Origin of the sequence: Sanyastnella coralliicola, assembly GCF_030845195.1 — a bacterium.
Classification (GTDB): domain Bacteria; phylum Bacteroidota; class Bacteroidia; order Flavobacteriales_D; family Sanyastnellaceae; genus Sanyastnella; species Sanyastnella coralliicola.
Window position 1 is genome coordinate 3,410,167 of sequence record NZ_CP132543.1, and the last position, 19,894, is coordinate 3,430,060.

General features: G+C 45.1%; 10 protein-coding genes. 3 read left to right on the forward strand and 7 right to left on the reverse strand.

Going from position 1 to position 19,894, the window contains the following annotated elements:
* Positions 1–55 precede the first annotated feature (55 nt).
* The 5 genes from RA156_RS14245 to RA156_RS14265 form a co-directional block, all read right to left on the reverse strand.
* Positions 56–5,500, reverse strand: a complete 5,445-nt coding sequence (locus RA156_RS14245; RefSeq protein WP_306641037.1) for a LamG-like jellyroll fold domain-containing protein — start codon at positions 5,498–5,500, stop codon at positions 56–58.
* 193 nt (positions 5,501–5,693) lie between these two features.
* The gene (locus RA156_RS14250; RefSeq protein ID WP_306641039.1) at positions 5,694–7,877 is read right to left on the reverse strand and encodes a S9 family peptidase; all 2,184 of its coding nucleotides are present in this window, start codon (positions 7,875–7,877) and stop codon (positions 5,694–5,696) included.
* A 151-nt stretch (positions 7,878–8,028) separates the two neighbouring features.
* Complete coding sequence (locus RA156_RS14255; RefSeq protein WP_306641040.1) at positions 8,029–11,928, reverse strand: DUF7948 domain-containing protein; 3,900 nt, start codon at positions 11,926–11,928, stop codon at positions 8,029–8,031.
* A 74-nt stretch (positions 11,929–12,002) separates the two neighbouring features.
* Positions 12,003–13,013 (reverse strand): NAD(P)H-dependent glycerol-3-phosphate dehydrogenase, encoded by a 1,011-nt coding sequence (locus RA156_RS14260; RefSeq protein WP_306641041.1) that lies wholly within the window; start codon positions 13,011–13,013, stop codon positions 12,003–12,005.
* Positions 13,014–13,270: 257 nt separating this feature from the next.
* A complete protein-coding gene (locus RA156_RS14265; RefSeq protein ID WP_306641042.1) occupies positions 13,271–13,741 on the reverse strand; it encodes a VOC family protein in 471 nt (156 codons plus the stop codon).
* 1,080 nt (positions 13,742–14,821) lie between these two features.
* Between RA156_RS14265 and RA156_RS14270 the strand changes: the two genes are divergently transcribed.
* The 3 genes from RA156_RS14270 to RA156_RS14280 all read left to right on the forward strand — a co-directional run bounded on the left by RA156_RS14270 (position 14,822) and on the right by RA156_RS14280 (position 17,659).
* Positions 14,822–15,319 (forward strand): Pycsar system effector family protein, encoded by a 498-nt coding sequence (locus RA156_RS14270; RefSeq protein WP_306641044.1) that lies wholly within the window; start codon positions 14,822–14,824, stop codon positions 15,317–15,319.
* Complete coding sequence (locus RA156_RS14275; RefSeq protein WP_306641046.1) at positions 15,316–16,044, forward strand: adenylate/guanylate cyclase domain-containing protein; 729 nt, start codon at positions 15,316–15,318, stop codon at positions 16,042–16,044. The genes RA156_RS14270 and RA156_RS14275 overlap by 4 nt, the downstream gene beginning before the upstream one ends.
* A 70-nt stretch (positions 16,045–16,114) precedes the next feature.
* The gene (locus RA156_RS14280; RefSeq protein WP_306641048.1) at positions 16,115–17,659 is read left to right on the forward strand and encodes an RNA-directed DNA polymerase; all 1,545 of its coding nucleotides are present in this window, start codon (positions 16,115–16,117) and stop codon (positions 17,657–17,659) included.
* Between the two features lie 801 nt (positions 17,660–18,460).
* On the opposite strand, the gene RA156_RS14285 is transcribed toward RA156_RS14280, so the two are convergent.
* Positions 18,461–19,189: a hypothetical protein gene (locus RA156_RS14285; RefSeq protein WP_306641050.1), complete on the reverse strand. Its 729-nt coding sequence runs from the start codon at positions 19,187–19,189 to the stop codon at positions 18,461–18,463.
* 147 nt (positions 19,190–19,336) lie between these two features.
* Complete coding sequence (locus tag RA156_RS14290; protein WP_306641051.1) at positions 19,337–19,771, reverse strand: hypothetical protein; 435 nt, start codon at positions 19,769–19,771, stop codon at positions 19,337–19,339.
* Between the last annotated feature and the right edge of the window lie 123 nt (positions 19,772–19,894).

The following is a 19,894-nucleotide window of genomic DNA, read 5'->3' on the forward strand; positions in this document are numbered from 1 at the left end:
TGAAATAAAAAAGCCTCCCGGAATGCGGGAGGCTTTTTGCACGTAGTTTAAAGTCCTATTCACACGGAGTACCGAATACTCCTAGGAAAGTCAGTAGATCAGCTCCGTTGACAATGCCATCGTTGTTGAAGTCTCCAATACAGTCTTCTTGACCTGGACAAAGACCAGCGAATGACTCTGCGTCTCCGCATCCGTCATCATCACTGTCTGGGTCTAGTGGGTTGGTACCGGCTAGATTAATTTCAAGCCCGTCGGTAAGTCCATCGTAGTCTGAATCTTGGAGGTTAGGATCTGTACCATAAACATTGATTTCATCTTCATCAGAAATTCCATCTCCGTCTGTGTCGATTGGTGTTCCTTCACATCCACAATCAGCTTGTACTTGATCATTTTCTGTGTAGACATTTCCATCATCACAGGCATCACCTGGGAAGATCAAACATGAACCATCATCGATCGTTGCCGTTGGGTCGTAGTCACATGATGTTGGATCAGTACAACCGAGACAAGAAGTGTACTCACAGCTAGCGTCGTCGCAATTGGCTGCTGGGTCATAGTTACATGCACCACTATCAGTACAGCCGAGGATGTCTAGACATGAACCGTCGTCGTCTGTTGCGTTTGAATCGTAGTTACATGCGATCGGGTTCGTACAACCTAAGGTGAATGTTTCCACTTGAATCGCTGCGTTTACCAGTTCTACACCTGCGAGCGATTCCACTCGGATAGTTAGATCGTAAAGACCATTTGCGAACGGATCGAAAGGTAAAATTGCCGGGTCACCCAGTAGCTGCCAGAATCCAAACCCGAGGTTTTGACTGTCTTGTGCCAGGGATGAGCCACCAAGTCCGTTATCGATGAGCACTTGTGACACATCTGCGGTGTATACAGATCCAGCTCCAACTGCAGGATCGAAATCAAGGTCAAGGTAAATCTTCACGTCTTCTGCGGTGAAAGAACCAAGGTTCACACTGAACAGATAATTCCAACGTGCAGTTCCCGGATCCGGAGTTGGATCTATCCCTGAGACCGGAGATTCACCGGTTTGAACGCGGTATAGTCCGTCAGTTGGGATGATGTCTCCTACGAATCGTTCAATGGCCTTGATCGAAGCGGAAACATTGCAGTTCGCTGATTGAGCCATGTGATCGTTCGAGATTCCGTTTCCGATGACAATCGGTTCTGGGATGGTGGTGTTGTAAGTCAGTGTTGCCGGACAGTAAGTACAAGACCCATCGTCAACGGTGTTATCGGCTTCATAGTTATCCGCGAGAGGATCAGTACATCCAACGCATGAGGTGAAATCACATGAACCGTCATCACAAAGGGCTGCTGGGTCGTAGTTACATGCTGTATTGTCTGTACAACCATCAGGGAGAATACATGAACCATTATCACATTCCGCGTTAGCGTCATAATTACAAGCTGAGGGATCAGTACAGCCTTCAGGTTTGAGGGTTATAGAGACTTCATCAAAAGAAGTACAGCCAAGATTACAACCGAGGTCTTCTCCTGTCGGTAATGCCCCACCTACGATTATTCCATTATTTCCATTACCCGAAATATCTTGAACAGAAGTACCGCTTACATTTTCGAAGTCATAGTAAAGAACCATTGAAGGACTATCAGGATCGAGACCGCAACGATTCGCTTCAATTTGTTCCGCCGTTAATGCTGAAGCCGAAATGAACATATTGTCAATAACCCCAGCTGGTTGTGTTCCACTGATGATATTCCCCATTGCTGTGAGCGATCCAAAAGTCACACTATTGGTGGTTCCAACCTCAACGCCATCGACGTAGAACGTTGTTGAACCGCCTGAGGCTACGGCAGCAATTTGGTGATATCCAGGCGCAAGTGAGCTCACGTTGTAACCGCTGTCACCGAAACCAGTTGCCATGTTGAACAATCCCAATTGCCCGTCGTCTCTGATCAATATAGGGTGGATAGCCCCACCTTGTCCAAATAGCGTGTTCCAACCGATGATATTCGTGGGTAGAGGGAATTCTACAAGTCCACCTACAGTGTTTTCGCTTGGAATAAACCAAGATGGAATATCAACGCGACCGCTATTGAAGAAAGTCTCGTAACTCTGTGAATTGATAACGGGATTACCCACTCCATAAGTCGCCTCCACCGAGTAACTCCCTGGGGAATCAACGGTGATCGTTTGGGTAGTCTCACCCGTAGACCACAAGTAATTCAAGAAACCAGCTCCGGCATCAAGAATCACTTCATCTCCCGAACAGATTTCTTGGTCTTCTCCTAAATCAATGATAATTGGCAATTCACAAGTTCCATCATCGTTAGTTGCAGTTGGATCGTAATTACATGCTGAAGGATCTGTACAACCTTGACATGATACAAAATCGCATGAACCATTATCGCATTCCGCGCTAGCGTCATAATTACATGCTAACGGGTCAGTACAACCATCTGGGAGTTGACATGAACCATCATCTGAAGTAGCGTTGGCGTCGTAATTACAAGCCGTTGGATCAGTACAACCAGGGGCTAAAGCTGCACAAACATCAAGGATTAGGTCTGAACCTTCTGCCCAATTGGACGACGTTCCGTTCAATGCCATATTAAGCAAAGCACCATCTCTACCATTGCCGGTTTGGTCAATGACTACGTCAATGCCTGTATTATCTATGCCAATTCCACCTTGATTAAATGAGTAATGAGCGAATAGATCCGGATCGGTTCCATCAATCTCACAATCACCGAGTAGGCCTACTTCTTGTTCAGAAAGACGGCGATTCCAGATACGACATTCATCAATAATTCTCGGTGCACAACACTGTCCCCAACCATTCGACGGCATGTGGCCGATATAGAAGGCTCCATCAGCAGGAACTGCTGGAATGTCATCCCAAGCTCCTATGTTATCCGTTTGGACAGCTGGTAGACCATTGTAGAATACTTGAGGGCCTCCATCTAAATCAAAAACCAAAGAAACCAACACCCATTCATCTGTCGGAGGAGCAAGGTATTGGCGATACTCATATCCTGGTTGGTTACGGTTGAATAACAACGCGACATTGTTAGAGCCTTGAGTGTAGAGCTCAAGGAAAGATGAACTCTGATTTCCAATATGGAAGAGTGTCTTATAACCGCTTGCAGTCTCTGTTGGATCGAGATAAACCATCATCTGCATCGAGAATTCTGATGCATTGAAACCTGTGAGATCTGAAAGGAAAACTCGGTCGTCGTCATTGTTCATATTGAGACCTGTCGCGTGTTCGGCACAGCTACCATCATCACAAGTGGCCGCCGGATCGTAATTAGGTGCCATTGGATCAGTACACCCGTCAGGAAGCTGACACGACCCATCATCAGTTTGAGCTGTTGCATCGTAATTACAAGCTGCTGGATCCATACATCCTTCGATCAATGGTAAACAAGGATCTGTCAGGTCTTGACCAACTACAAAATTGGCCTGAGCCCCCGTTAGTTCGAAACCAACTAGGGAACCATCAACAGGATTCGTGAGTTGATCACTGGTTGCCGTTGTAATGGAAGTATTATCTCCAAATGCCTCACCCTGATTGAGCTTAAAGTAGCGCACCAATCCAGGTTCATCACCATTGAGCTCGCAGTTCATTCGCGCATTGATTTCATCTTCATTCAAGGCGCGATCCCAAAGGCGTACCTCATCAAGATCACCGTTATGGCCCCACTGAGGAACATCCCCATATCTCCTTCCTAACAAAAGCGGAAGAGTCGGAAGGTTTCTCGAAGCAGGAGTAGTTCCTACGAGTACTCCGTTCACGTACAATCTCAGTTCGTTATCATCGCGAACCCCGGCGATGTGATACCATTCGTTGAAGTTCAACGGACCAGAATAAATGCTCTCGAAATTGCCTGTGCTGGCAGAGTTTCCTACAATCCATCGAACGTTGTTCGCTCCGTTTTCTGGTTCATCACGGTGGAAGGCCCACCCTCCGTTAGAAACGTTGTACGCTGCTAGTAGTGATGAAAAATCATTCGCCGGCTCCATGCGGAACCAAGTCTCAATGGTAAACGCTCCCGAACCAAACTCAACTGAAGCGTCGGTAGGCACAGAAATGTAATCTGAATTGGTTCCAATGCCATTGAAATTGAGAGCTGAACCAAAGTCAGTGCAGCTTCCATCGTCACAAGTCGCGGCTGGATCATAGTTGTAAGCACCTGGATCTGTACAACCGTCAGGAAGCAAGCACGATCCATCTTCACATTCCGCGCTAGCGTCATAATTACATGCCGAAGGGTCAGTACAACCTTGAACAGTCAAACATGAACCGTCATCTTGAGTTGCCTCGGAGTTGTAGTTACAGGCGGTTGGATCGGTACAACCTTGGATCGCGCAAGAAGCCTCCATTACCGAAATGGCACCACCGCCTCCAGGACTATTGTCATGAAAGGCAATCACAGGCTCACCTGATGGATTGAGCGCTAATGCTACGTAATCTGCCAAATCCTCAGAAATGACCGCGTTTCCTACGTAATCCCAAGAGCCTCCTTTATTTGAAATCACACTTGCTGCAAATACCGGAGTTCCTGCGTTTCGCTTGATCGCAAAGTAGATATTTCCAGCACTGTCAAATTCGAAACCAAAGCGTTGATTCGAACCTGAGTTTCCATAGTTCGGAAGTGTATCGTCAGTCCAACTTACACCATCATAAGTGAACACATCAATCAAATTGCCGTTAACACGGGAAACAATCGTTGGATCTCCCGTGACAGGATTAAACTCTAAGGCTGCAGAATAAGAAGGACTCGAAGGTGAATTCGGTGAAAAGTTGGCTGTGCCCACGGTAGTCCAAAATGTTCCTCCGAATACCTGCAAATTAAGTGCGAAAGAATTGGTGGAAGTAAACATGACATAAGGAGTTCCTGTTGCGTCTACTTTAATATCAGGGTATGCAGTTCCATCTGTCGTGAAACCCTGCATCCCTACAAGCGACCAACTCGTCCCATCCCATCTTTGAACCGTGAGCTTATTCGCAAGACCACTGTTAAGGTCAGGGTACGCTATATATAGGTCTCCACTCACAGGATCTACGGCGAGTGATCCATTTCCATTGGCATCTCCAGTGAAGTCTGAAGCTCCTAGGATGACCCAATCTGTACCGTCAAACATCTGCACAGAATATCCGAAGGCAGGAAAGTGTCGATAGGATACATACGGCGTACCGGAACTATCAAATTCAAGATCAGGGTTGAATGACTGTCCTTCAGAAAAGCCAGCTGTTCCAACAACCGACCATGTAGACCCGTCATACTTCATCACCGTAATGCGCTCTCCAAGCGACTCATCTTGAAAGGCAACATAAGGCTCTCCTGTGACAGGATTGTATTCTATGTCAGTCCACTCTCCGGTACCGGAAGAAATGGCTTGTGAACCGAGGTAATCCCAGGTACAAGTTTGTGACGTAGTAGTTAGGCTAAGTCCTAGAAATAGGAATAGGACAACGCATGACAAGCATGGGTTGACATTCAGCGAGAACGAATGCATAGTGCTTTGGTTAAGTTTATCTCAGTGCTCAACGCAAATATAACCCTTTACATCGGGTCAAAACCGCCATTCGTCGAAACAACAGCCTAATCAACTGAAAACCAGGGAAATGAAAAAGTCCCGCTTTTGCGGGACTTCTTCAAATATCAAAACCCGTAGAACTTTCGTCCTTAGGGTAGCCTAAAGATACGGATCATTCTTCAATGCCCTCAAGCATCATGAAGAACGCGTATTCCATCGCTGTTTCTTTAAATCGTTCGAAACGACCAGAAGCTCCTCCGTGTCCAACGTCCATGTTGCAGTGTAGCAACAAGATGTTATCGTCAGTCTTCACTTCGCGAAGTTTCGCTACCCATTTCGCAGGCTCCCAGTACTGTACTTGGCTATCCCAGTATCCAGTTGTTACCAACATGTTCGGGTAATCTTTTGCTTCCACCTGATCGTATGGTGAGTACGACTTGATGTAATGGTAGTACTCCTCATCTTTCGGGTTACCCCACTCGTCAAATTCACCTGTTGTCAATGGAATGCTCTCATCCAACATTGTCGAAACAACGTCTACGAAAGGCACTGCGGCTACTACTCCGTTGAAGAGCTCAGGACGCATATTTACTACTGCACCCATCAATAGTCCACCGGCGCTTCCACCCATGGCGTAGAGGTGATCTGCAGAAGTGTACCCCTCAGCGATCAAGTGATCGGCACAATCAACGTAGTCTGTGAATGTGTTCTTCTTCTTGAGAAGCTTCCCATCTTCATACCACTGACGTCCCATTTCTTGACCTCCACGAATGTGGGCAATCACGTAAACGAATCCTCGGTCCAGCAAGCTCAATCGAACTGAGCTAAAGTATGGGTCCATTGACGCTCCGTAAGAACCGTAAGCGTAGAGAAGAAGCGGATTGCTTCCATCCTTCTGCATTCCCTTGCGGTAAACGATTGACATTGGAACCTTTGTTCCGTCAGCGGCAGTAGCCATGATGCGCTCGCTTGCGTAGTTGTCAGGAGAGAAGTTTGGATCCATCACTTCCTGCTGCTTGAGCAGCGTGCGCTCCTTCGACGTCATGTCATAGTCGTAGGTAGAGTTTGGTGTCGTCATCGAGCTGTACCCGTAACGAAGCACCTCTGTATCAAACTCTGGGTTACCTGCGATGTACGCCGTGTATGCTGGATCTTGGAATTCAAGGTAGTGCTCATCACCACCGTCCCAAGGCATCACACGAAGGTTTGTCAACCCTTCAATACGCTCGTCTACCACTAGGAAGTTCTTAAAGATTTCAATTCCTTCAAGTAGCACGTTATCGCGGTGTTCGATCACTGTTTCCCAGTTGTCTTTACCTGTATTGTTCACTGACGTTTTCGACAGCTTGAAGTTCTTCGCATCTTGGTTGTGTACGATGTAGAAATCATTTCCGTAGTGTGCCACACTGTATTCCAAGTTGCGCTCACGAGGCTGAATGATTTGCCACTCTCCACTTGGGTTGTTCGCATCCACGAAGCGCACCTCTGCTGAAAGCGTCGCGTAGCTTCCGATCATGAGGTAGTCTTTCGACTTTGACTTCCACACGTAACAAGAGAAGGTCTCGTCTGTCTCTTCGAATACCAACTCATCCTCTGATGCGTCAGTTCCAATCACGTGCTTGTATACACGGTATGAACGGAGGGTTACAGGATCTTTCTTCGTGTAAAACAGTGTCTTGTTATCGTTGGCCCAAGTTGCTCCACCTGTTGTTTCAGGAATGACATCATCAAAGATCTCCCCTGTTTCGAGGTTCTTGATGTGTACAGTGTACTGACGACGGCTTACCGTGTCAACTCCAAAGGCAAGCAGCTTGTTGTCAGGACTAACAGAACGTCCACCTACTGCGTAGTAAGCGTAACCTTCCGCCATTTCATTGACATTCAGCATCACCTCTTCTTCACCCTCAAGGCTTTCTTTCTTACGGCAGTGGTAAGGGTACTCTTGTCCTTCCTCGTAACGAGTGTAGTACCAGTATCCGTCAACCTTTACAGGAACACTTTGATCGTCTTGCTTGATACGACCAACGATTTCATCAAAGAGCTTCTGTTGAAGTCCTTCAGTATCTTTAAGTACCGTGTCTTTGTATGCGTTTTCAGCATTCAAATAATCGAGTACATCTTGTGTCTGCGCATCAGGCGTTTCCGCTTTCTTCTGATCGTCAGATAAGCGCATCCAGAAGTAGTTATCTACACGAGTATCACCATGAATGGTCATCTCTTCTGGCTGCATTTTAGCTACAGGAGCTTCAGGCATAGGTTTGCTTGCTTTAGTATCATCTGCTGGTGGCGCTGGATCACCACATCCGGCTGCAAAAATAAGCGCAGCAAAGACGAAATAGAGAAATTTATTTTTCATAATCGGAACAGGTTTGGAACGAAACTAAGCAAAGGATTCGAATGTTCAGGGAATTCTTGATGAGTGGTTCTAATAGGCCGTCCGCCTGAGGCGGATAGCATGGTTAGTATTACAAACCCTAACGGACGCCGGACGCCGGACGCCGGAATATCTACCGAATCACATTCACATGCCCAACCAACTTCTCCCTACCCTCCTTGGTATCATGGTACACGATCCAAACGTAGGTGTCGATTTGGACGTAATGTTCGCCACCTCTGACTGAGCCGTTCCACCCTTCTTCTGGGTCTTCTGTTTCGAAGATTAGCTCACCCCAACGATTGTAAATTTCCATGCGGAAGCCGCGGATGTTGGCTCCTACTGGGAGGAAGATGTCGTTGATGCCGTCGTTATCTGGAGTGAAGGTGTTTGGAACATAAATCGGACTGAATACATCAACGAATACGCTGTCTTTACCGATACATCCGTTGGCATCAATGGTGTGCAGCACGTACCATAAACTCTCAGGTGGGGTGATGATCGGCGTAAGGCAATCTGGACAGTCCATGTAGAGCTCTGGTTCCCACCAGAATTCGGTATCGTCGACGGTTCCGAAGAGGTAGTCGGATTCGAGATACTCCAGCACACGATCTGGACCTGCATTTACGTAGGGCAATGGAAGAACGTCTACAAACACTTCCGCGCTAGCGACACAACCATACTCATCTGTACCATAGACGGTGAAGACTTGATCATCCACCGGACGAACAAAGGTCTGTTCAGCTTCATCATTCGCAACCAAATAGGCAGGTTGCCATTGGTAGGTCTCAGCACCCCAAGCGGAAACGGGGTACCACTCGCCAAAACACACTGAACCGTCATTCCCTGCTTCAACGTTGGGGATGATGACATTCACCCAAACTTGATCTTCACCTGTGCCACAGGCATTGGTCACTTCAACGGTGAAAAGAGTCGTGTCTGGAACGGTGACAATCGGAGTCTGAGAATTCGGGTTATCACAATATTCCGCCGGTTCCCAACTCCAACTAATGCCGTCTACAGCTTCCAGTGTGGTGTACTGACCATTACAAACCGCTACCGGATCATAGACATTTCCACCTGGGAAATCCTGGTCTACATTGACGGTTACGGACTCTTCTGCCAAGCATCCATCAGCCGTGGTAATCTCAACGGTGTACGTGATGGTTTCTTCAGGGGAGGCGGTAGTTTCAGCATTCAACGGACTTCCCAATCCCGTAATTGGGGTCCATACATAATCAACACCCCCTTCTGCGGTGAGTGTTGTCGATTGTCCAACACAAATCGTGACATCATCTGAGATACCTGTCACCACCTGAATCCAATCTACCACCACTCCGATGGTGTCGGCTTCACAATCGTTAAAATCAACGGCGTAGTAAGTCGTTGGTGCGTCTGGCGTTGCCCATGGATTGGGGATAGAAGTATCGCTCAAGGTCGGATCATCTAGCCAATAGACATTATCACTTCCATTGACGAAGAGCTGAACACTATCGCCTTCACAAATCGGATCAATTTCTTCTAAGGTCGGGTTGACTCCAGGTAATACTTCGATCTGAAGGTAGGCGGTGTCAGACTCTAAGCAGTCACCCGAGTCACTAACAATCAGCGTGATTTCGAAGGTGCCGTTCGCTTCATAGATATGGTCGGGCTCGAACTGTGTGCTGCTATTATCGTCTCCAAAGAACCACTCGTAGCTATCGCCTCCCGAAGTGTTATTTACGAACTCAGCGATGCTTCCCTCACACACTTCGGCTGGCCCATCAATGTCAATTTGGGCCTCAATGCGCCCAAGGTCGAATTTAAAGACACCCAGGTTACAATTGACGCTGGCGTTGTCATTACTCCAAGCGTTAGGAGTAGTGGGAAAATCGTCGTTCCCTCCACAACCCGCACATACGGCTTGATAGACCGAACCATCCTTGTCGAATTTGGATGTCCCTCCATCTACGTGTTCTCGACTTGTTCCTCCTCCGAAGAAGGTCGCGTACATCAAGTCTTCCGCGTTAGCGGTAAGAACAGCCAGGTAGAAATCACTACCATCGGTATCTGCTTGTTGCGCATTCGCAGTGATGGGCAAACCAATGGTCGTGCTTTGATTGGCATAGTCAGAATTGAGCGCATTGGTCATTCCGCCCCAACCAGAAAAATAGATCTGATCACAGTCGCTGACCAAGAACGCTGTCGGACTAATATCAATGGCTCCACTACCGGTTCCGATGGTCGTTTGCCATTGAATAGCAGACAGGTTGTAGTCGTATTTCACAATGAATTGCCCACTTCCAGGGTTCCCATACACGCCTCCAATAATCTCTAGATCACCTTCGTTTTGCCCAATGAGATAGATATTATCATCGGCATCTAACTGAACGAAATAGGCTTGTTCGTAGGCTGTCGTTCCTAGGTAAGTTGCGGCTTCAACATTGCCCCCATCCGGACTAAACCTCACTACAAAAGCATCTACATCTCCATTGTAAGTGTCATCTACAGAGGGCGTGCCCCATTGATCAATGAATGAACTCTTGGTTCCGCCGGTCACAATCAACCCGCCGTTGCTGTCTTGCTGCACACTGTACGCCGCATCATCTGCTGCACCTCCGATATATGAAGCCCATTGCAAAGCGGTCAAGTCTTCATTCAGTCGAAAGACAATTCCATCCTGCATTCCAGGGTTCGACATCAATGGGGATGGAGCGCCCATCGGGAAATCGTTACTGTAAGTGGTAGAAGCAACAACGACACTTCCGGACGCATCAATGATGACTTCACCACGGAATGAATCTCCGTAGTTATAGAAGAGTTTGTCTGCGACATTTAAGCCGTCGGTATCATTACCTCCGATGTAAGTCGATGCTAGTAAACCGCTGTCGTCACCATTGAATTTCGTGACGAAGAAATCACATCCGTTTTGGTGCGTCGCATTCACGAAGAAAGTACTGAACGGGAAGGGCGGTCCTCCATTGAGTGTTGGCTGATAAGCCCCTCCTGAAGTCGGGAAATTGAGGCTTCCCGTGGTTCCCATCACCACAAAATTACCATCGTCATCTGCAATGATACTGTGCGGCATTTCTAAGCCATCACCCCCGAGATAGGTGCTGTACATCAGCTGTGAACCGTCGGCAGAAAACTTCGAAATACCCACATCGCAATAGCCGTTGGTAATAATATCCCAAGAATCCTGAATCGCTCCAATGGTTGTTGGATAGCCGGCGCCAAAAATGCAGGCTCCTGCGATCAAATTTCCATCCGGGTCATCTGTTGCTGTGAAACCAAAATTCGAAGCTGTCGATCCGATGTAAGAGGCGAACGTGATCTCAGGATCAATGACTAGCGCGTAGTAGGGATTGTATTCACCCACATCAAAACTTACCTCATTTCCGTCAATCACAAATTCGCATTCAACTTCAATGAGCTTCCCATCAATCAATTGATAGGCATATGGCCGCATCTCCACAATGGTTCGAACCGAAGTCTCAATTCTCAACTGACCGTAAACAAGTTCCAAGGCATCCACACCTTCGTATCCGAATTTCACATCTGAAACTTCTCCCCCCGGTCGCACATTGACATCGTACTTGAGGTTGCTCCCTTTGCTATAAATCAGCAGGTCAATGTTCTGATACAGGTCTGTGTATTTGATTCTCTCGAAGGCCTTCACCCCTTGTTTCCAGCGGCTTTCATCGCTACCGCGGAAATAGTTATATGACTGTGGGTAAGGGTCTTTTCCACTAATCGTGGGAATCGAAGCTCCCAAGAATCGCATGCGGTAGGCATGTGCCGAATAGTCGTCTTCTAAACCTTCAATTGGATGGCCAAAACTGGTCCAGGAATGACCTAGCAACAGATAGGTGAGCGCATTGTCTTCCATCCACAAGGTCGCACCCGGTAATTCGGTGCGGTACCTGATGTGTTCATCCCATTGTCCGTCGTTCTTCACAAACTCCGGCGCAGCAAGTCCTAGGTGTGCAAACAGCAGCGCACACCAAAGGCCCACTCCTTTGATCAGGAGCCGATGGATAAGACGGTAGTTCATGGCTATAAAACAGACGTAATTTACGGCCGTTTGGTTGTTTAAGATGTAGGGCGAAATCCCCTTTCCGTGGATTCTTAGCTGAGGCGATCCGCCAACAAGCGCATTTCGATCACTGGACTGATCTTTTCATACAGGATGCGATACACCGCTTCGGCGATAGGAATGTCGACTTTGAACTTCTCGTTCATCACGTGAATTCCACGTGCGGCGTAGTAGCCTTCTGCTACCATGTTCATCTCCATCATCGCGCCTTTCACGCTGTATCCCTTTCCGACCATCGTACCGAACGTACGGTTACGAGAGTAGGGCGAATATCCCGTTACCAGAAGGTCACCGAGGTAAGCGCTCGACTTCACATCGCGGTGTACTTCGTGAATCGCATCCACGAAGCGCTTGATTTCCTGAATCGCATTCGCGATCAATACACTTTGGAAGTTATCGCCGTAACCTAGGCCATGACAAATCCCAGCTGCGACAGCGTATACATTCTTCAGGACAGCACTAATCTCTGTTCCGAAAACATCTTCGCTAATGCTGGTTTTGATGTATCGGCATTGAAGCAATTCGGCCATCTCAGCCGCAATATCCAGGTTCGGACAAGCCAAAGTCAGGTAGGATAGCTTCTCACTAGCCACCTCTTCTGCGTGACATGGCCCCGCGATGATACCGATCTGTTCGTAGGGGGTTCTAAACTCCTTGTGTAAGTAGCGCGCTGGAATAGAATCATACTCGACAATCACCCCTTTGATCGCACTAAAAAGAATCTTCTGATCGAGTCCTTGAGGCTTGTATTGTTTCACCGCTGAATCCAGGAACGCCGAAGGAATCGCAATGATCAAGATATCCGAAGCATCGATCACTTCTTGCATATTGGTGCTCACTTGCACCTGCTCCATATCAAAAGCGATACTCTGAATATACTTCGGGTTATGACCAAACTTGCGCAGGTGATCAGCAGACTGCTCACTACGCATCCACCAATGAACCGTATCAAGGTTATTGCTGAGCATCTTGACGATCGCCGTTGCCCAGCTACCGCCTCCTAATACTCCAACTCGTTTCTTTCTCGATGCGTTTTCGGTCATGAAGCGAAGATAGAGTTTTAGGCGTAAGGCCTATGGCTTAAGGCGTAAGGCATGAGAAAACCAGGCCACAGCATACTGCATACCGCATACAGCCTACGCTAAAGACACTATTAGGCCTCCGTGAGCCAAGACCTGTGCCCAACTAGCTAAACCCCAATACCTTAAGCCTTAAGCCATACGCCTTAAGCCTAGCCGATAGGCGTTAGCGTTGCGTGATAGAGCTTCTGCTGGAGCGTGGTAAGTGATGATAAAACGTTTCATGATTCGGCGTTAGCTGATGTAGACATTCTTTCTTCTGCTGGGATCTCACAGTTGACCATCCACTTGATCCCAAATTGATCGGTACACTGTCCGAAGTAAGCGCCCCAGAAGGTTTTGGCGTAAGGCATAATCACCTTCCCTCCTTCAGCCAATGCGTTGAAGTAGGCTTCACCTTTCGAAGGATCTTCATGACCAATAGAAATCGCAAAGTTGTTACCCACGGTGAAATCAGGACTAAAGAAATCAGTGGTATCGCTTCCCATAATGCGTGAATTCTCTCCGAGTGGAAGTGTCACGTGCATGATCAAAGACTTGTGTTCATCAGGCATGGGAGGCATGCCCTCTTGCGGAGGCATTTCAGCGAAGGTGTTGATGACCTCGAAATCTCCCCCGAAAACCGAACGGTAGAATTCAAAAGCCTCTCTGCAATTCCCTTTAAATGTGAGGTATACGTTTGACGTTATCATGATCGTAAGTGTTTAAGTTGATTCTAAATATCCAGAAAAACTGGCAATAATTTTCTCAACAAACATTAAAGAAACACCAGCCTTCATTCGCGCAGAGGATCGCAACTATGAACCTTCACCTGTCCCTGTTCAAAATCAACTTCTAAACCCCCTCGTTCACAAAGGCAATTTCCAATTCTCTGTTCACAATTGTTGTTCGGAATTCCGTGTTCACAATGACAAAATCAAAACGCCTGTTCACAATCATCTTTTACGATTCCATGTTCACAAAGACATTTCCCCAATCCGTGTTCACAATTGATTTTTAGAACGCATGTAAACATCTACAAGCAAAACTCCCAGTCCACAGTCCACGGTCCACAGTCCACCCACTCTAATTCTCATTCTAATTCTCATTCTTCCTCTCTGGTTCACCACTCAGTTTATATATATGCCAATCACCGAACAGAACCGAAATAACCCCACCACCCCATTCATCGAACATCTCCCCACCCTCGTCTAAGATCGAGTGAACAATTTTATCTACCGCAGCGCCTGCAGTATCTTAGGGTAAAGGGAGGAAACATTTACATGATAGGCAGATTTGGGATTGAGCGCATGATACGTCGGTATCAACGATTCACCTTCTTTTCTTCAGTTTATGTTCACATGAAAGGAAAAACGATTGTGAACATGAAATCGCGAAAAACGATTGTGAACACGGAGTTCGAAAAATGATTGTGAACACAGAGTTCCGAAACACAATTGTGAACACAACATTCCGCAAAACGATTGTGAACATAGAACTGCCGTGAGTGATTGTGAAATCGGGTTCATCAAATACGATTGTGAAATCAGAATAAGAGATCAAGAATGTATTTCACAATCGGCACCAACAAACCCTCCTATAGGGGGATGTGTCAAATTCTTTCAGTTGGTACTTTTATATAATCAAAGTCTCGGCGGACGGATGAACACCATTGCCCAAAGTGCTCAGAAATGCTATGATATGAGACATTTTAAACCGATTCATAGTGGATGTGCATTAATGATTTGGAGACGTTCATGAGCCGTACATATGAGTTGACGGAAATTTGAAAAATGGAAGAACAATATTGGAACATATTAAGCAAGACAACGGATTGGATAAAGTTTTCTGACACCAAAGCAGTAGTTGTTTTGACCGTCTACGGCATTTTAATAACGGTCGTTTATTCGAATTCCCTGGCCGTGTATGAATTTATTTCAGAGTCTTGGTTTTTCATTCTATTGACTGTACCTGCAGTTCTTCTTAGCGTTCTGTCCATTGTTTATTGCTTCAAAGCCATAAACCCAAGATTGAAAAATGATAATCCGAATTCATTAATCTATTTCGGGCACATTCAAGAAAAATTTTCTAATTCTAAAGATTATCATGAAGAATTATCTAAAGCCTTAAACGCAACGAATAAGTTTGAACAACACCTCTCAGAACAAATACATACTAACTCAAAAATTGCATGGTCGAAATTCAAGAACATATCAATTGCAATTAGGCTTTTTGTAGCAACATTGGGAGTTCTAATACTTGAACTTATCACCTACTTCCTCACTCGATGAAAAGCAACTACCAATTATACTCTTTTGAAAAGAGCAGAGAAAGGATTGATGACATTCTCAGCACAAGTGACGGTTCTTTTGAAGAAGTTGAGAAAATTCCATCCCGTGATAAACTCACATTTACCAATGGATTTTACGTAACTAAGACTTCAGCATTATTCATTGATATACGTGACTCTAGTCAGCTACCAGACAAGTACAAGCGACCAACTTTAGCCAGAATCTATAGATCCTACATATCAGAATGTGTTGCGGTTATTAATGGCAATGATGATTGTGCTGAAATCAATATACATGGAGATAGCGTTTGGGGTGTTTTTGACTCAGAATATAAAAATCAAATTGATGGGGTATTTTCAACTGCAGCTCAACTTTCTTCAATAATCGATACTCTGAATTGTAAGTATAAAAAGAAAAGAATTGAACCCTTGACTGTAGGAATAGGTATGGACTTTGGTCGTGTATTAATGATTAAAGCAGGGTACAATGGAAGTGGATTAAATGAAGTTGTGTGGATGGGGCAAGTAGTAAATGGAGCTAGCAAACTTTGTTCATACGGTAACAAAACCTGGAATGATAAAGAGATGATGGTTTCAGATGTATTCTATCAAAACTTGAGTGATAACCACAAGAAACTACTTAGTTGGAATAGTAGAAGAAGTTGTTGGAATGGAAATGTAGTAGACAGTGTAATGAACGATTGGAACAATGAAAACTGCAAATAAAAACTACCCCCAACAACGGCTATAGAACGTGTTCTTCGGGGCACGTGCCACAACCAAATCGATGTATTTAATGAGAAACTTGAAGGACACATCACTAGAATGGGCATTGAAGCACGTCAGAAAGTTTTACGACTCTGATTTTTATCCGCGGCTATTCGAATTTGATGCTATCCAACACAACTGGATAAAAGTAAAGGAAGAATTGCTTAAAATCGACTTAGATAATTATGCTCCCCAAACGCCATTTATTTGTCTCGCCCCGAAGAAGAATGACACCTTTCGTGTTGTCCATCAGCTTGATCCAGTAGACACATTAATCTACACAGCTTTGTTACATGAGTTTGCGGAAAAAATTGAAACATACCGTATACCAAATGATAAAAACATTGCCTGTTCATACAGAATAAGTCCAGACATACACGGTTCCTTCTTTGGAGCTGATTTGGACGGCTATACTAGGTTTAAGTCTCGCTCTCTTGGCCTAGCCAAGGAGAACAGTTCTGGCTTTGTTTTGGTTTGTGACATCACCGATTTCTATAATCAAATATATCTTCATCGAGTTACTAACGTCTTGGAAGAAGCTGGTATTACATCACCAAAAGTATTAGAGGATTTTCTTTCCGGTTTAAACACAAATATTTCTAGAGGAGTACCTGTAGGTCCAGCACCGAGTATTCTCGTTGCAGAAGCAATTATGGGAGACGTCGACAAAAAAATTATGTCTCACACTTCTCGTTTCACGAGATATGTGGACGACATGCATATTTTTTTCGATTCCATTGAACAAGCCAAGTTTTTTCTTCATGAGCTGACTAAATATCTGTACTCGAACCACAGGTTAGTTCTTTCGAGTGACAAGACATTTATTGTCGATAGTCCAAAATTCATTGAAACATATTTTGAAGATGAAGAAAAAATAGAACAGAAAGCTATTCATGAGAAATTAGCCGAATCTGCCGACCACGACTTTTATTATTATACGGAACCCGAGATACCTGATTTCGAAGATCTTGAATCACCAGAAAAGTTTACCATTCGGTCTGAAGCATACAATGAAGTGTTTCAGAGAGCTCTCGAATTCGATGTTATTGACTTGGGAATAATGAGACACTTGTTGCGAAAAGCGGGAAAATATAAAGTAAGAAGCCTACTGCCTCTAATTTTTGAAAACTTTAGAACGATACTTCCAATTATTCGTGAATTAGTAGTCTACTTCGAAAGAGTACTTAATGAAAAGTCTGTGAAAAAATATCAAGCAGAATTCCAGGAAATATTGGATGATGAGTACGTTCAACTGCCATTTGTAAACATATGGATATATACTCTTTTACAAAATCCTGTTTTCAACTTCATCGAATTAAAAATTGATTATTCGAGAATATTGCGAGTGAGAGAACAAGCTCTTATCGCTCTTAGATTAAATGATCGAACATGGATAAAAGACCATAAAGACGGTTTAGATGTTCTTGGCCCTTGGGACAAAAGAGCCATTCTTCATTCTGCAGTGATTTTATCAAGTGATGAATTGAAACATTGGGCTGGTCTTGTTTCGTCTAGAGGAAATATTTTAGACAAGGCAGTTGCAGCATATGTTATTGCCGAAAAAAAGAAATAACTATGTACAACATGGTATATAATATATACCCTGCGGGACGCGAACCGCACACAGAACGTTGGCCAACATCAAATGAAAATCGAATTTAATCGATATAAAATTTCCAGCGGAGACTATTTGAACGGCTTTATCGATAATGCACTGCAATTTAAGTTACGGTCTTCCGGTTGGTTCGTATGGAAAAATACTCAACTCGTTTTTGACAACAATGACAACTTGTTGTTTTAAAGCAAAAAGACAAAGGGTTTTACCCAAATACAAGATTTCAAACTCAGAAAAAGTAATAGGTGTTTTCAAACCAAAAAACATATGGAAACTCCACTAAATACTTCATGTTGAAAATGACCATTATGACATATTGGGCATAAAGGAAACAAGGTTTCAATTTTTGAAGATGGAAAACAAATTGCTTGGTTCCATAAAGAGGCGATTTCATGGTTCAATGGAATTAACTACACTTTGACGTGTAATTCTGATTCTAATATAAATGTCTTAGCGTTAATTGTGCTCTGTTGGAATGATTTCAAAGAAATGAACGATTCAGAGCATTCAACAGTGACTTTTGACATAGGTAACATTGGACCTGAAGCACGGAAATTTGACAAGAAATGGAGGGAAAATAAAAACCTCTCCCAACAAAATCTATAAGCAATGCCCTACGGGACAATGCAAATGGCAAAACCATCGAACCCACCACTTCCATACTTTCCAAATGTCAACCGCAAGAAGAGGCAGAACACCCCACACAACAACAACCTCAAAAGCAAACAAAGAAAAGTAGGATAACAAATAGTTTAGTCGTCACTCCGGCTCCGCATCCCGAGACCTCCTCCGCTTCCTAATCGGAATAAATACCCCCCCTTCAATCCCCAAAGAACCATTCCGTTGCTTAATCACATCTTCATCTTTGAACTGCGCTGTCAGTTGTTGATTCCAGATCGCCATGACGCGGTACCCGAAGCGTCGGGTAATCAATCCTCTGTACTCCAACCCGAAATGAAGATCAGCTCCGAAGTTCTTGTAGAATCGGTTCTCTGCACGATAGCTCTCTGCTGAACAGAAAGTTTCTCCTTCTTCCTTTACATGCTCACTATCAATGTTGAATCTTCCACTAAGTCCAATCTGGGGGATGAACCCAAAATCTCGAAGGAATCTTCGATGGGTGAACATGAGCCGAGCATTAACAAAAGAGTACTCCATGGAGTATCGAAAGAGGTCAGTAAATCCTCCACCGGCCCCGACTGAACCGGCACACGTAGAGAATTCTTCAGATTCTTGAAACTTGATGTATTGAACCGACCCTGAAAGACCAAAACGAACGTATCTCCTGCGAAACCACACTCCGTAGCTAAACGCCGGCTCAATCTTCGAATTATCATAATAATCCGGACGATCAGGCACCCACCGATAGACGTAATGAGCCCCTAAAACTGGACCCACTGCAAATCGAGGAGTGAAAAACTTCTGTGGCCCATTAGCCGCAGCAGCCAACGGCAAAAGCAATAAAACCAAGAGTAATTTCTTCAGCATGGTAGGAGGGTTAAGGTAGGCGGAACGTGGAATGTTGAATGTGGAACGCGGCGATCGTAAATCACGGACGCCGGATGCCGGACGCCGGAATAGTAAAACATTTAGCCTTTTCGCCATTTAGCCATTTCGCCCTTCAGCCCTAAAAAATCAATTCCGAACCGCCTCCTCCCTCTTCCGCGAAAACTCCTTCCCCAACTTAGCCCCATGCTGAGCTAACTTCTCTTCATTAATTCCCTCCTTCGACAAGGCTTTTGCGGCCATCAAGCGTTGCACAACGTTCTTCTTAAACCCGGTCGTTGCCTGCTCTTCATACAAGATGGTATTCAGATCTTCGGGTTTATAGACTTCGTAGTAATTCAAGTTCAGGTCTTGAACATACACCCACTTATAAAACAGCAATTGATTCCCCTCCAAGTCGTTGATGTAGAATGAACCGCGCGTAGAGGCATCATCTTCGAATCCACATACTTTCGCCCCGTTCACGAAGGCTGCATCTCCTTTCACTTTCACTTTTTGGGCCTGCACACTTCCGCCAAAGGCGAGAAAAGCCAACATCAGGCTCAAGGTCATTGTCCATTTCATAGTTCACGTATTAGTATCTCAAAAATGGGAAAAATAGTCGAGCGTCGAGCTTCCAGCGTCTAGAGTCGAGTGACTAGGGTCTAGAGTCTGGTTCATTTGGGTGGAGCGTGGAATGTGGAACGA